General features: G+C 42.9%; 9 protein-coding genes. All 9 read right to left on the bottom strand.

The features are described 5' to 3' along the window. Positions 1-53: 53 nt before the first annotated feature. The 9 genes from B4G81_RS09160 to B4G81_RS09120 all read right to left on the bottom strand — a co-directional run bounded on the left by B4G81_RS09160 (position 54) and on the right by B4G81_RS09120 (position 14619). The gene (locus tag B4G81_RS09160; protein ID WP_294081763.1) at positions 54-413 is read right to left on the bottom strand and encodes a hypothetical protein; all 360 of its coding nucleotides are present in this window, start codon (positions 411-413) and stop codon (positions 54-56) included. A gap of 52 nt (positions 414-465) precedes the next feature. After that, positions 466-1722 (bottom strand): DUF4886 domain-containing protein, encoded by a 1257-nt coding sequence (locus B4G81_RS09155; RefSeq protein ID WP_294081760.1) that lies wholly within the window; start codon positions 1720-1722, stop codon positions 466-468. A gap of 61 nt (positions 1723-1783) precedes the next feature. After that, on the bottom strand, positions 1784-3817 hold the full coding sequence (locus B4G81_RS09150; protein ID WP_294081757.1) for an Ig-like domain-containing protein: 2034 nt from the start codon (positions 3815-3817) through the stop codon (positions 1784-1786). Positions 3818-3854: 37 nt separating this feature from the next. After that, positions 3855-6080, bottom strand: coding sequence for an alpha-galactosidase (locus tag B4G81_RS09145; protein WP_294081756.1), 2226 nt, complete (start codon positions 6078-6080; stop codon positions 3855-3857). Position 6081: 1 nt separating this feature from the next. Next, entirely contained in the window at positions 6082-6945 is an 864-nt protein-coding gene (locus B4G81_RS09140) for an endonuclease/exonuclease/phosphatase family protein (protein WP_294081754.1), read from the bottom strand. Positions 6946-6956: 11 nt separating this feature from the next. Beyond that, on the bottom strand, positions 6957-8192 hold the full coding sequence (locus B4G81_RS09135; RefSeq protein ID WP_294081752.1) for a BT_3987 domain-containing protein: 1236 nt from the start codon (positions 8190-8192) through the stop codon (positions 6957-6959). A 20-nt stretch (positions 8193-8212) separates the two neighbouring features. Beyond that, positions 8213-10084, bottom strand: a complete 1872-nt coding sequence (locus B4G81_RS09130) for a RagB/SusD family nutrient uptake outer membrane protein (RefSeq protein ID WP_294081750.1) — start codon at positions 10082-10084, stop codon at positions 8213-8215. A gap of 11 nt (positions 10085-10095) precedes the next feature. Further along, entirely contained in the window at positions 10096-13434 is a 3339-nt protein-coding gene (locus B4G81_RS09125; RefSeq protein ID WP_294081748.1) for a TonB-dependent receptor, read from the bottom strand. A 204-nt stretch (positions 13435-13638) separates the two neighbouring features. Beyond that, positions 13639-14619: a FecR family protein gene (locus B4G81_RS09120; RefSeq protein ID WP_294081746.1), complete on the bottom strand. Its 981-nt coding sequence runs from the start codon at positions 14617-14619 to the stop codon at positions 13639-13641. Positions 14620-14889: the final 270 nt, after the last annotated feature.

Below are 14889 nucleotides of genomic sequence, written 5' to 3'. Positions count from 1 at the left end.
GGAGGAACAAGTATCTTCCTATAATGAAAAAGAGGCTTTGTAAGCCTCTTTTTTTATTGTAACCATAACGACTGTTTCTTTACCCGGTCATTTTCAATCGCATCATATTTGATATACTGGTCACGTTCCAATATTTTCTGCAATTCGGTATCCCGTTTCTGTTTCAATTTTTCAATCCGTTTTTGTTTGCGGCATAAAAAACAGTTTTCAGTTTTGTTCACTTCCTTCAGGAAATGTAATTCCATTTCCATGAGTTTTTCCGCCTGCGCATCGTCAAAACCGATGAGTTTCTGCATAGAAGCTACTTTCGTTTCTACACTACTGACCAATACATTCTCAATAATGGAGGATTGCTGTGCGGAAAGACCCGTCACAGCCAACAGCAACAATCCCAATACTAAAATTTTCTTCATATCTTATTTTTGTAAAAGCCAGCTTAACAAAGATAAGACATTTCAATCAATTTCAATCAGTCATAGGCGTTATTTCAAATGGCTTTTCGATAGCAGACCGGGCAGCCTTAAGTGCCAACGGACCGTTGATTGTGGTAACAGGCGTGGTATAATTATCCCCAATGGCTGTATTTGAACTGGTATTCGCGTAACTTCCGTCGAGCTTGACACCAAATACAGGCGTAAAAATGCTCTCGAAGAATGTACATGCAGCGCCATAACGTGCTATCCCCTTATCCATATGATACCCGTCGCGCGTAAGATCCACCGGCGTATTTGCCGATGAAGTACGGAGGTTTTGCAACATGGTACCGGTGGCAATCACACCGTCGACAGACGTCGCGGCAATCGCTTTCTTTGCCCGATCCACAATCACATCATACATCTTCTTTTGATCAGACTGAAAATGATCTTGCAGTACCATTGTCTTGATTTCAGAACTGCTAACCATCTTCGCCGGATCACCATACGCCACCGCCATTACATATATTATCTTGGGGGCTCCTTTCTGATCTTTCCGGATGTTTTGAATCAGGCCTTCCAGATTATTACGGTGCCTGTCGTTCCATTCCCAGGCATCCTTAGTCCCGGTATGCTCCTGTATGGTAATCAAGTTCCATTGCGTAGCTTTCACCACTTTAGGGGAATTGCCCGTGCCTGAAGGCTGAACATGCTCCCATTTCATTGTATTTCCGGAGGGTTTCATGATCTGGTAGTAATATTCGTTATACTCCGGAGCATCCGAAACTTTATATTTCTCACTATGTTCCGCTACCGTTCTGCCTCCTTTGTGCAGCCATGACAAGAAAACCTTATCTGTAATACCCGATTTGGCAATCAGGTCGGCATAATGATTCTCGATAGCATCTTGGGTAAAGCTATTACCTATGTGCAGCACGTTGTAAGTTCCGGTCACATACACAAGACATGAAGCCTGCTTCTCTCCATCTGCCGTCTTCACCGTGATGCGGGCCTCACCTTCTTTTTGCGGTATAATCTTACCCGATTTATCCACTCTGGCTATTTCCGGGGCACTGCTTTTCCATTCCATACTTTTGTCGGTGGCATTCTCCGGAAGGATGGTTGCTACAAGAGACAATTCCTCATCTTTATAAAGGGTGATCTTGTCTATATCGAGACTTACTCCGGTAACTTTCACCGGATCGGGATCAGCGTTATTATCTCCTCCCTTATTAATGGGATCATCCGTTTCGTTTCCACAGGCTACAAACAGTACCAGGAGGAGAAGTGTGAATCTATAGATTTTCATGTAATTATTTTTTACTTTTTATCATTCAATTTGCATCGATCGTATGGGATAAATCAGTCCCTCAAGGGGTCCATATATCCATTGATTGTACCTCAAATGGGGTCTCCTTTGCACGACGTGCTGCCTCCCACGCGTATGGCGCACTCTCATCTGTTATCTTGCCTGCGGCAGACCTGTAGCCATTTCCTTTCACTGTAACATTAAAAACATCTCCAAAGAGCGTTTCAAAAATCAGGCAAGCCGATGCATAACGGGCATATTCATTCAACAGCCCATTCGATGCAGTCAGGAATGTGGCATCATTCATCGATGAAGAGCGAAGATTCTGTATCACGGATGCTTTGGAAATAACGAAATCAAAATCAATATCATTCAGCATACGCTGCGTACGTCCAATAATGGCATCATACATTTTCTCCTGAGAGTCCTCAAAGTGCTTGGTCAATATGGCGCCCCACCACCCTTTATTGGTCAACGGTTGCGGTATCATATAGGCAGTCTTGGGTACACCTTGCTGTTTCTCCAAAAGCCAACCCATGAAATCTTCCATCGTCTTTTTCTGATCGTTATCCCATTTCCAAAGATAATCAAACTCATCCTTCGTACCTGCATCTTCCGCCAATACAACCAAGTTCCATTCTTTCGCTGGATATATTCCTTCAAGGGATTTACTACTTTCTCTCGTCCAGTACCTGAAGTCTGCAATTGGCTCGTCCCTTTGGAGTTCAGAATACCAGTAATAGTAGTGCGTCTTTACACGATCCTGATAATGCATCTTAAGGGTATAATCCGACTTATACATCCACGAGATATTTATCTTATCTTTTATGTTTGTTTCCCGGATTATTTCCAATAAATGGTTATTCACTGCCTCATCAAGGAAGTGATTACCAATAAGCATCACATTGTAGGTATCAGTCACCACAATCTTGCAAGAAGCAAAAACACCGCTCTCATCTGCAGCGGTTACTGTGATGGTTGTCTCTCCGGCAGATTTGGCCTGCACTTTCCCGGTTTGATCTACTTCAGCCACAGCCGGATTACTGCTGCTCCATACCATTGTCTTGTTATCTGCCTCTTCAGGCAACACAGACAGTACAGTAATCTCCAGGCTTTCTGTCTTGTACAACGTCGCTTTCTCTTTATTGATTGTTATTTCCGTAACCGGAGTACTGTTGCTCGTCCCTTCTGTCAACAGCAGCTTATCTCCATCATACGAAGCAGGGAAATAAAGAACACTCCCTTTTTCTGTAGTTTCGTTTTCTGCCAGTATGCTGTTTGCACTCTGTGCAAGCACATTATCATTTGCATCAAGGACTTTCAGTTTCATCTCGGGCAAAGCCTCACCATTGGGAGCGAACCAGCCCCAGAACTGTTGAGAGGCATCCTTTGCAATATTGACCGGAACAGACAATGCAAAAGTCAAAGCCTTCACCTCTTCTGCAGCGCTATCTTCAAATCTACCAGCCACAAAGTCGAAAACCACATCACTTTTATATACCCCAACAGCAGTCGCCGGAGCTACCGGCACGAGCTGCACCTTCGCTATATTATTCCAATCCTGATCACTTTCATTTTTCAGTTCAACTGAGAGTAGTACACCCACATGCTCAAGCAGTACAATCTGTCCCTTGGAGCTTCTGGCAATATTTTCTTTGACAAAGCGCAACACTATCGGCACCTCATTCAAGTCTTTCGCAGCATAATCAGTCGGTAACTTCACCTTTGTATTACCCGCGCTTTCTCCACCACCGGCATATATGCCATACACATTAATATTTGCCTCACCTTCGGGTAATTTCACCGAGAGCATCGCCGTTTTACCCCTATCTTTGATATCTATCTCTTTCAATTTCACCACTTCTGAGACAATATTCTCTCCGGACTCTATATAGTACTGGATTTGATCGTCTATTTCCCATTTAGTGATACCATTCAAGTCATTACCTTCGGTCAATTGTGATGGCATACTCAATGCAAAAGAGATATATCCCTCCTTTTCCTCAACTTTCGGCTCTTCCACATCGGAATCTGTACTACAACCGGTCAACACCAACAGGGTTGCAGCCAATACATTCAAAAATAGCTTCTTCATATTTCTTTTTTGTTTTAGGCTTAAAATAATATTTATATCACTCCACTTCTTCCAGAAGAAAGAGTGCACTTTCATACATCTTCTCCAGTTTGGGATTAATACCCTCGTTGATCAGGTATTCACCTTTGAAGAGTTGGTTATTTCCCCAGAAAGTGGATTTTTCTACGTTCAGTTCAGTAATTCGATATTGCCTTGTTGGGTCAAGACCATATAATTTGACAGCTTTAGAATTACCTGTACGTCCCCGGTACTCGAAACAGTAATCAAACACGACTGCCCGTTTCTTGTCCTTGCTTACATACATGATAGCATACAGGCCTTTCCCCTCGTAGGGAGAAATGATCCGGTAAAGATCGCCCTCCATGACAATATCCCTGATACCTTTATAGTTCTCAATGGCCACTTTCGCGAATTCCTTTTCTTTTTCCGACAAATCCTTGGGTTGCAACTCCATTCCGAAACGACCACTCATCGCCATGTCGAAACGAAATTTCAATGGGGTCACATTTCCTGTCTGGTGGTTGGGTACTGCGGATACATGGGAACCGGTGACCAGTGCCGGATAAATCATATTGGTCCCGTACTGGATGAAGATGCGGCTACGTGCGTCAGTATTGTCGCTCGTCCATACTTCCTGATGGTATTTCAATGCACCATAATCCATCCGTCCACCACCCGACGAGCAGGCCTGGATCAGCACATCCGGGTATTTAGCCCTAATCCTTTCATATACGCTATATAACCCCTGTATATATTTGATCCAGAAATGAGATTGTTTATCCTCGGGGAGATAATAAGAACCCACCGACTGTACATGCCTATTGGCATCCCATTTAATATAGGAGATATTTTTCGACTGTTGCATCACATTGTCAAACACACCGAAGACAAAATCCTGCACTTCCGGGTTCGTCAGATCGAGCAACCACTGGTTGCGGGTAGCAGGTACAGGGCGCCCCTTCACCTGCACAATCCAGTCGGGATGTTGTTCCGCCAACTCACTTTTCGGATTTACCATTTCCGGCTCTATCCAGATACCGAATCGTAGTCCTTTATTTACCGCATAATCGGCCAGATGGGATATACCTCGTGGTAATTTATTCCTTGTCACCTGCCAATCACCCAACCCTTGCCCCGTACCGCTGCGCGGATATTTATTTCCGAACCAACCATCATCCAACACAAACATTTCAAGTCCCATACCGGCAGCATCATCAATCATATCGGTAATAGTCTTCTCCTCGAAATTAAAATAGGCACCTTCCCAACTATTTAACAGAGTCGGGCGAATGGTAGCGGCATCATACACCTGGTAATAGCGTGCCCAGTCATGCAGATTGCGGCTGACACCACCGGCTCCGTCAGTGCTATAGGTATAAATCATCTCAGGGGTATGGAATATTTCTCCTTCCTCCAATGTATATGATGAGGCATAAGGGTTTATCCCGGCCGTGATACTCAAGATATCAAACTCATCTACCTGAAAGTTCATCTTGTAATTTCCTGACCATGCCAAAGCTCCTCCAATCGCATCTCCCGTATGCTCATTGAGCGGCATATCCAGTGCCAGCACGAAAGAGGGATTTTCGGTATGGGTAGTACGTATTCCCATCCTGTTCTCTATCGATTTTACACCATGGCTCAACAGTGATTCTTCCATGAACATTTCATGTGCCCACGCCCCGTGAAAAGAATTGAGATAATAGTTCTTTGCACGCATAGGCAGATAGGAGGAGTAAAAACTATGCAAGACAACCGGCTGTTTTTGCCGGTTAATTATATTCACCCTCTGGGTAAATACATTCTCCCTCACATAAGCAGTTACTACCAGTTCGACTATCAACGGCAATTTCTTATCCTGCAGGGTGATGGTCGTCTGCACCACATTGTCGTCGCCAAGCATCTTCTGCTGATGCCCCACATAAGCCAGTTCGGTATTCAGATCACCATCAGAATGAGTCACACGCAATGCCGGCTCACGATAATTGCGGCCACCGGCTGCAAGATAGGCATGTGGATCAGTACCATAATCCGCTCTCCGATAAGTCTGTTTATTCAAGTAAGGGGAGGCATCGCCTATCTTTCTCCCAAAATGATGAAAGTAGACTACACTATCCTTACCTACTGTCATAATCATCGACAGCTTCTCGGTCTGCATGTTGATAGTTATACCTTCCCTATCAGCCGTACCAGCCTTTATGGCTATGGAAGAGAGGAACAACAGGATAAAAGAAATTGAAATTATACCGATTCTCTTCATCATCTCATTTTAATGGGATTGATAATTCCGAAACGATGGGCAAATGATCTGACGGGTATCGATCATCACCATACATATCGGTCAATGTAGCATAATTCATGACCTTGAAATGATCGCTTACAAAAATAAAGTCTATTCTTCCTTCGGGTTCACCCTGAAAAATCCCCCCTCCGAGGTTGGTATCTTCAGGGCCTACGGGAGGTGTTTCAGTAATTACATAAGCATCCCTAAGTTCTGTCAGAATAGCCTGGATCTGCGAAGTGTTGGATAAGGAATTATAATCCCCTGTACTGATTACCGGGGCATCACCCGCTATTTCCCGCACCTTCCGGGTCATCAGCGGTCCCGAGTTCTCTTTTGCAAGGTGCATTCTCCAATAAAAATGCGCGGTAAAGAAGTAGAATTCGATATCTGTCTCCACATCCTTGAATTTCGCCCAATAACAGATACGCCGATCACTCGCGTCCCAGCCGATACTAGGCTCGTCGGGCGTTTCGCTGAACCAGAAGACACCCTCATCAAGCAGATCGTATTTCGACTTCTTATAAAAAATGGCACAACTGTGTAAATCATGCGTTCTCCCGCCGTATGGATGTCCCACATAATCATAACCGGGTAGAAGATCCTTCATATCTACCAACTGGGCACTGTCACCCTCTTGTGTCCCTACAATATCAAAATCGTGATCCAGGATTACTTTCGCCAAATATGGCTTTCTCACATCCCAGCCATTTCCGGTTTCAATATCCTTGGGGGCATCATACCTGATGTTGTAGGATGATACTTTCAAGGTTAGCTCTCTCGCCTTCGGGTATCCACAAGCAGACAGGGAAATAAGGGCTATACTTATGATAAAAATATGTTTCATATCTAACATAACTACTTCACTTCAAGAATCACTCTCACGGGGCAATGGTCTGAAGGGAATTTACCCTCAAAAGTGGTGGTGATTATCTCATGCGTTTTGACATTCAAGAACGAAGCGTTATACAGGAATATATGGTCGATCCTTGCTGTTGAAGTATATGCAGGATTGTAGGCGTTATGCGTTCCCTTCTCTTTATTGAGATGCTCGGGAGCAATCACATACGAATCTTTCAGCACGCCCGAATGTTCCAATGTATTGTAATTTGCATCATTTTGGTTGAAATTAAAATCACCTGTCAGGATAGCAGGATAATTGCCTGCAATCTCGGGTATTTTTTCCAATACCAACTCCGTGCTCTTCATGCGCGCCTCCACTCCCACGTGATCCATATGGATGTTGAAGAAGTAAAACTCCTTGTCGCTATTCATGTCCTTGAAATGCACCCAGCGGCACTTTCTCGGGTGATAGGCATCCCAACCCTTCCCGGGTATGTCAGGAGTGGGAGACAACCAGAAGATATCACTTTCAATCACTTCGAACCTATCTCTTTTATAAAAAACAGCCACACTTCCAGTAGCCCCCGTTCCCAAATAGTCATAACCGGGAGCTGCCGACCTGATATCGTCCAGTTGTTCTTTATCGGGCTCCTGCACCCCCACGATATCAAAATCGTATTGCTGAAACATTCTTCCCACCAGTATCTTCCTGGAAGACCATGGTCCACCGGCACTATTTAGATTGTTATACTCTATATTATAACTGGCAATATTCAGTTCGTTGGGTACAATGGTTTGTAATAACATTGTTTTCTTGGCTTCATTGATCCATGCCGGATTTGCACAGGAAATGCTTAGAGGAAGGATATAACCATCTCCCACACCTGTCGGCGACGAATTCAGTTTTATTTTCACATAATTCGTGCGGTTCTCATTGTCCAAAGTGAGAGAAGTCTCCATTTCATAGGAGAACGACGGCAATAATCTGAAATCAGTTCCATTCTCTTCATTATAGCTGTCGAGCGCTTCTTCGTCGACATGAATAGTAACAGTCGACTTTTGCGCATCATATCCTCCTTTATATACCCATAACTGATAGCCTTCTTCAAGTTCATTGAGCGTCATTGTCTGGAGTCCGCTCTTCACAATATATATAGTTGGCTCAACTTCCACATTCACTTGGTCTCCGTCAGTTGCACATCCCCATACAAGAGGAAAAATCCATAACAAAAATAAAAATCTATATTTCATACGATTAGAATATTTATAGTTTAGTACCCCGGGTTTTGCACCAAGTTATAATTGACATTCAACTGATCGAGCGGAAAAGCCAACCATATATTTTGGGGATGCACAAAATTTCTCACTCCACTCTCCGGCATGGTTGATAGAGTATAAAACGCACTTTGGGTTGTGCCTTCCAAGTTCCAAGCCTCCTGGTTTGCCATCACAATGTCTTTTGCAATACCCCACCGGCGGGAATCGTGATACAATCTACCCTCGGCGGTCAACTCTATCGTGCGTTCCTGACGGATCACTTTCTGCAAATTTTTTCCTGTAGGGATTCCTCCTACCAAAGCCCATGAATCTTCAAACTTGGGCAATCGGCTTCTTGACCTGATTTTATTGATGTACCCCAAACTTTGTGCACTTAAAGCTCCGTTATATTCAAAATCGGCTTCTGCATAGTTCAGGTATAGTTCGGCCAACCTGATATAAGGGAAAACCAGTTTTCTATAGGAAATCGACTTGTCGGATGGATTGTACAAAAGCTGCTTGTGGATATACTTCTTGTTCAAGTATCCGGTAGGGCTTTGGTATTCATGCGCGGTATTTCCTGTACTTCCATGCGTCTCCCCCTTTCTCATCTTCAGGATAATGGTTGTGCCATTGATATCATACTCACCTCTGTCATATCCCACATTGGCATAAAAACGAGGCTCTCTGTCTCTATGGAACAAAGCGGTACTATCGCCGGCTGCCACCTGATACAAATTCTGTCCTGCTGTCAGGGGATCCACATCCAAGGGAAGACCATTCTTTGTATAGTACTGCTTCAACATATAAAAGGTAGGTGTAACCTGATTCCTGAATCCATCGGTTGAATAGGGTAATTGAAAACGAGGGGCCGAGTTGCGCTGAAATGCTTCTATCCCTGTCTGGGATGCTCCAGAGAAGAAAAACTCCTTTTCGTTCCAGATAGTCTCACAAAATGCATCATGATAATTCTTCACACCCTGTTCGAATTCAGTGATGGGTGTAATAGACTGATTTTCATAGAGGATATATCCATTGCTTTCTGCCAACTGAATCGCATCCATAGCTGCCTTTCTGGCTCTTTCCCATTTTTCCTTGTCGTAAGTCAACGACATCAGCTGGGTCCCGTCGGGATTTTTAAAATCAGCGTAATCAGCCGTATTCCCATTGTATTGCGGGCTTGCTGCATGCAACAGCAACCTTGACTTGTAAGCCAATGCCGACACAGAGGTGGCTCTCCCCAATTGATAGTCATTTCTCGTCGGCGGCAATAAGTTGGCTGCCTCATCCCACATGTCGGCGATAAAATTCACACACTCATCATAAGGCGCTCTTATCGGATACATATCCAACTCCGTCGCATTCAATGAAACAGCCTTTGTCTGGATAGTTACCGGACCATAAAAGTCGAGCAGCACTTGGTGGTAATAAGCAATCAACCAATAAGCTTCGCCTCTCCACTGTCTATGGTTCGCGTCTGATATATTCGGTACCCTATCAATATTATCCAATAGGATGTAGGCATACCGGATCCCCTTGAACACTTCATAATTCGTCTTACCGGTCGGACCGCTTGATTCGGGCGCCCACATTCCATAATAGGTTTGGTTGGCACTCTCATCTCCATACAACATACTCTTGTAATTGTACCAACGGGTGGTACCTCCCCTACCGGTCATTAAATCTCCTCCGGCAAACATATCGGGGAGCCAATTCCAATATCCATGGGTTGGAATGTTGTGGTACATATAGTACACAAACTTCTCACAATCTTTTTCAGAGCGAAAAAGGTCATCTAACGTAGCCTGTCCTTCGGGCACCACATCTAAAAAGTCACAAGAGAAAATGGTCAAAACCAAGCATATATAAAATAGAATTCTTTTCATTGCTATAAGTTTTAGAAATTAAACTGACATCCAATCGTGGCGGTTCTCTGCAAGGGATAAGACAAGCCATCCCCGCTACCCAATTCCGGATCCCAATATTTAAATTTGGAGAAAGTCAATAGATTGGTTCCTGTCACATAGAGACGTATATTTTTATGTGACCAACCAATTTCCGCACTCTTCAATCTCAAATAAGAAGCATTTCTCACCCAGTAGCTGGAAACTTGCGTGTTATTGCTGTTCCACTGGGCGGATAAACGAGGATAGTTTGCATTGGCATTGGGTGACGATTCACTCCAGCGCTCATCCGCAATCCATTGTGTGATGCCCAATCCTGCATATTCATTGCTCACAAAGGGATGCATATTGTTCATCTGTAGTGACACACGCCCTGTCCCCTGCAGGAAGAAGGAGAAATCCCAATTACGATATTTCACCGACGGACCAAAGCCATACATAATCTCCGGTCTTGTGGGATAACCTATTGAAGTGATATCATTGCGGTCGATAATTCCGTCTCCATTCAAATCGACATACTTAATATCGCCGGGAGCAATCTTATCTTTTTCAAAATCCTGTACCGGAGAATTCTTTATTTCATCCCAGCTGCTGAACAACCCATCTGCTACCAATCCGTAGATAGTATTGATGGGGTGACCAATTTGAGAAGTATAAGGGAATAACAACGGGGGTTCGTCTCTTGCTATCACTTCATTATGCGCATAAGTGAACGATCCTCTCAAAGAAAGGATAAGGTCTTTGTTGAAGGCTTTATTGTATTCAAGAGAAGCGTCAAAGCCCTGGTTGGTCACTTTTCCCAAGTTTCCATAGGGCAAAGAACCTGAATAACCCGCACTGGAAGGGATAGAACGCCGCTGCATGAAAATACCCGAGCGTTTATCTTCAAAGAAATCCACAATCAGGGTTAAATCATAAAACAAGCCCAATTCAAGTCCGATATTGGTTTTTGTACTGGTTTCCCAAGTGGCGAGTTCATTCCCCATTGTATTGATAGTCGCCCCTTTTGCCCGCTGGATATCCCTTCCGTAATAGAAATATAGATCTTGATTGGTCAGAATCGTTGTCAAATAAGGGAAACGGCTGGAAAGGGCGTCATTCCCCGACTTACCCCAAGAGGCCCTTACCTTTAAGAGGTTAATTTTATCCTGCAATGGTTCGAAGAATGCTTCGTTAGAAATATTCCAACCTATAGCCATGGAGGGGAAGAAACCCCAACGATGCTCAGGCAAGAAGTTTTCGGATCCATTGTATCCGAAATTGGCTTCAAACAGATAGCGATGATCATAGCCATAGGTAATTCTACCTGCGATACCCTGCTCCCTATAGGGAAGCACCTGATATTCATTGGCATCCGGTGTATTATCTACCCGCTCTTTCTGATGATATACCAATAATGCATTCACATCATGCACTTTATTAAATCTTCTGTTATATTCAATGGCTCCCTGCAATGCATATTCCCTATGCCCATCCCGTCCCGTGCTTGTGGCCAAGTAATTTGTTCCATCAGGACCGATGGAGGAAGCATTGTATATTTGATTCCCATCTACATCTGTAGTAAAAGGATCATCCGCATTCAACCAGAAGTAGTGTGGAGTCAGATAGCGATAGGTTGCCGCGTACGTCTTGTTATAAAACGAAGCCTGGAATCTTGCTTTCAGTCCTTCCGTAAGGAAAGCCAAATCCTGGTCCACATTGAAAACCGTAGTCAGATATGAGAGATAACGGTTTCCATAGCCTCTACTCATCAACGCAACCGGGTTTATATCGGTGGCACCACCTGCCCACGAAGGAGCATTTCCGAAACGGACGAAGTCATCTCCCGGCTGTGCAGGAAATGTAACAGGAAAGCCAACAGGATTAGCCCTCATCGCCATGTAGAACAAATTGTCGATACTTTCATAGGGCCTGTGATTATATTGCAACAACGTATTCATTTTCACACCTACCCTCGTTGTGGGTGTAATCAGCGACGAGACATTACTTTGGAAAGAATATTTCTGCAATCCCACATTGGTGCTATAACCAAATTCGGGTTGATCTTTCAATATCCCATTTTCATTATGGATGGATGCATTCAGAAAATAGTCTATTTTCTTGCTTCCACCGGTCACATTGATATTGGCATTCTGATTAAAAGTGAAATCTTTAAACATCAAGCCATACCAATCATTATTGGGATAAATATATTTGTCGTTTCCGGCAAGCGTATTGTCTATTTTATCCCTCGAATAGTAATCATAACCGATCGCTTCGTTATAGCGTTCCATATAGGTTACGCCATCGGCTATCTTCTGTACTTTGGTAGGAGAGGACAAGCCCGTCTGCACACGCACGTTTACATTCATTCTATCCAGATTGGAACCGGTCTTTGTCGTCACAATCAATACACCATTCGCACCACGGCTTCCATAGAGAGCTGTGGCAGTAGCATCTTTCAAGACAGAAAACGATTCAATGGTTTCGGGAGCTATCGAGTTCAACATTTCCGATACAATCTCCACACCATCCAAGATAATAAGGGGAGAAGCATTGGTTCCAAAGGTTGAAATACCCCTGATCCAGAAGTTTGCACCATCGGCACCCGGTTCTCCCGAAGCCTGTGTGGAGATTACACCGGCAATTCTTCCGGCAAATGCAGTCGTGAGGTTACTCGATGAAGTTTTCAATTCCGATGGTTTTACCGCCTGTATAGCTCCTACCAGACTTTCCTTCTTTTGGGTACCGAACCCTACTACAACCACTTCATCAAGAAGTTCTGTCGACTCCTCCATTACAACTAACTGGAAAAGTAGTCTGTCTTTCACCTTAATCGTTTTGGTACGATAGCCGATATAGGAAAAAGTGATCTCCACTGTAGAAGCCGGGACCATCAGACTATATTTTCCATCAATATCTGTAGTCGTACCAATAGAGGTACCAGCTACAGACACTGTTACACCCGGGGCGGGTTGATTATCATTCCCCAATATAACAGTTCCACTTACCTCAACTTGTTTTTCCTGATCTAACTTTGCCGTTCTCATCTCTTCCCGGGCAAGAATAATATCTTGGCCGATGATACGATATGAAATATCCGATGACGTGAACAGTTCATTCAGTACAGAAACCAATTCCTCAGACTCTGCCGTCAGAGAAACTTTTTTATTCACATCCACCAGTTTACTATTGTAATAAAACTGATAGCCGGTCTCCTTCTCTATCATCTCCAATACCTGGGCAATAGACTCATTCTTCACATTAATCGACAATATATTTTTCTGTGCATTCACATTGGATGCAAAGGCAACAGAGAATGAAAAGAGAGATAAAAACAAAAGTAATTTCATACATAATGGCACTTTAACGCCCAATAAGAAAAGCTTACACTTCTCCCCTAGTTGGATAATGATTTCTTTTTTCATACATTTGTGTTGTGTTGATAAAAAAATAATGGTTGCATTGTTTTCACAGGAAATATGCTGGTAACATATTTCCTGTGTTTTTTTGTTACAGTTTTTTCTACATATAGTATCGTTTAAAATTGTTAATCATCATTTCGTATATAGTACAATAGAAGTTTCTTCAATATTGGATTCTATTCCTGACGAGATTTTCATATAGTCCAACACTGTGGACAAAGATTTATTTTCAAATGATCCTGTAAAAAGGTATTCTTTGAGGCTTTCCCCTCTTAGTTCAAATTCTACATCATAAAAAATAGATAGTTGGCGGGCCACTTCAACCAACGGTGTATTTTTAAACACCAAGCTATTTTTCATCCAGGCAAGGGCATCGTTTGTATTGATATGCTCTTGTATGCTTTCTCCCGTTGCAAAATTGATCGTCACTCTATCTGAAGGGGTCAATATTCTATCCTCTTTTCTGCCTTGCGTGTCGCTGAGCTGCATATGGATACTTCCGGTCACCAATGTAGTTTGAGCAATATTATCATTTGCATAGGCCTGCACATTAAAACTGGTTCCTAACACCTCTATGGTCATTCGATTGTCAGGCGTATTTACAAGAAATGGTTTTTCCTTATCAGCTTTCACTTCAAAGAATACTTCTCCATCCAAAATTACTTTCCTATCTGCCTGCCCGTATTCAGAAGTGTATATTAAAGAAGTATTCGCATTCAGATGTACAACTGTACTGTCAGGAAGAAGGAATGTCGTGCATCTTTGATTGTCTTTTGATTGCAATGTATACAGAATGGGTTCTATTTGCTGATTATTCAGATAGAGGAAAGTAGATATACCCAATAAAACCAGGAAGGAGGCGGCTATGCCGACGCTCCTCTGCAATGTCCTTTTTATGCTGTTTCTACGAATCTGTTTTTGTGTCTTTTCGTAAGCAGCATTTATATCTCTCTTTTTGATCCGTTCCTCTGTTCGCTGCATGAAATATATTTTAGACAATGTCAATAAAGTTTGCTCATTCTCTTTATCCTCAAGCAACCAACTTTCAACCTGTTTGATCTCCTCCGGTGAAGCAATTTCCCTAATATACCTTAGAAGCGTCTCTGAATTCATAAATTTTCCTCCATATTTATCTTCTCTATATATACGACACGCCCGACAGAGGAGACCCTAAGTTTTTTCTCTTTTTTTATTATATGCGTATCTTTTGAATGGATGATGATTGGTTTTTGTCGTGGCATCATAAAGAATTGTAATTGATTAGATTTTTACATTAGTGTCCACTTAAATTTAAAAAATCTCTATATATAAAATTGAAGCAATGATATTTACGAGCAAAAATAGATGTCCACGATTTGAATTGCTACTTTTATATCCATCATT

The organism is Proteiniphilum sp. UBA5384, from assembly GCF_002410825.1.
In the GTDB taxonomy this organism is placed as follows: Bacteria; Bacteroidota; Bacteroidia; order Bacteroidales; family Dysgonomonadaceae; genus Proteiniphilum.
Note: the sequence above shows the minus strand (reverse complement) of the source record. Positions and strands in the feature narration are given on the sequence as shown.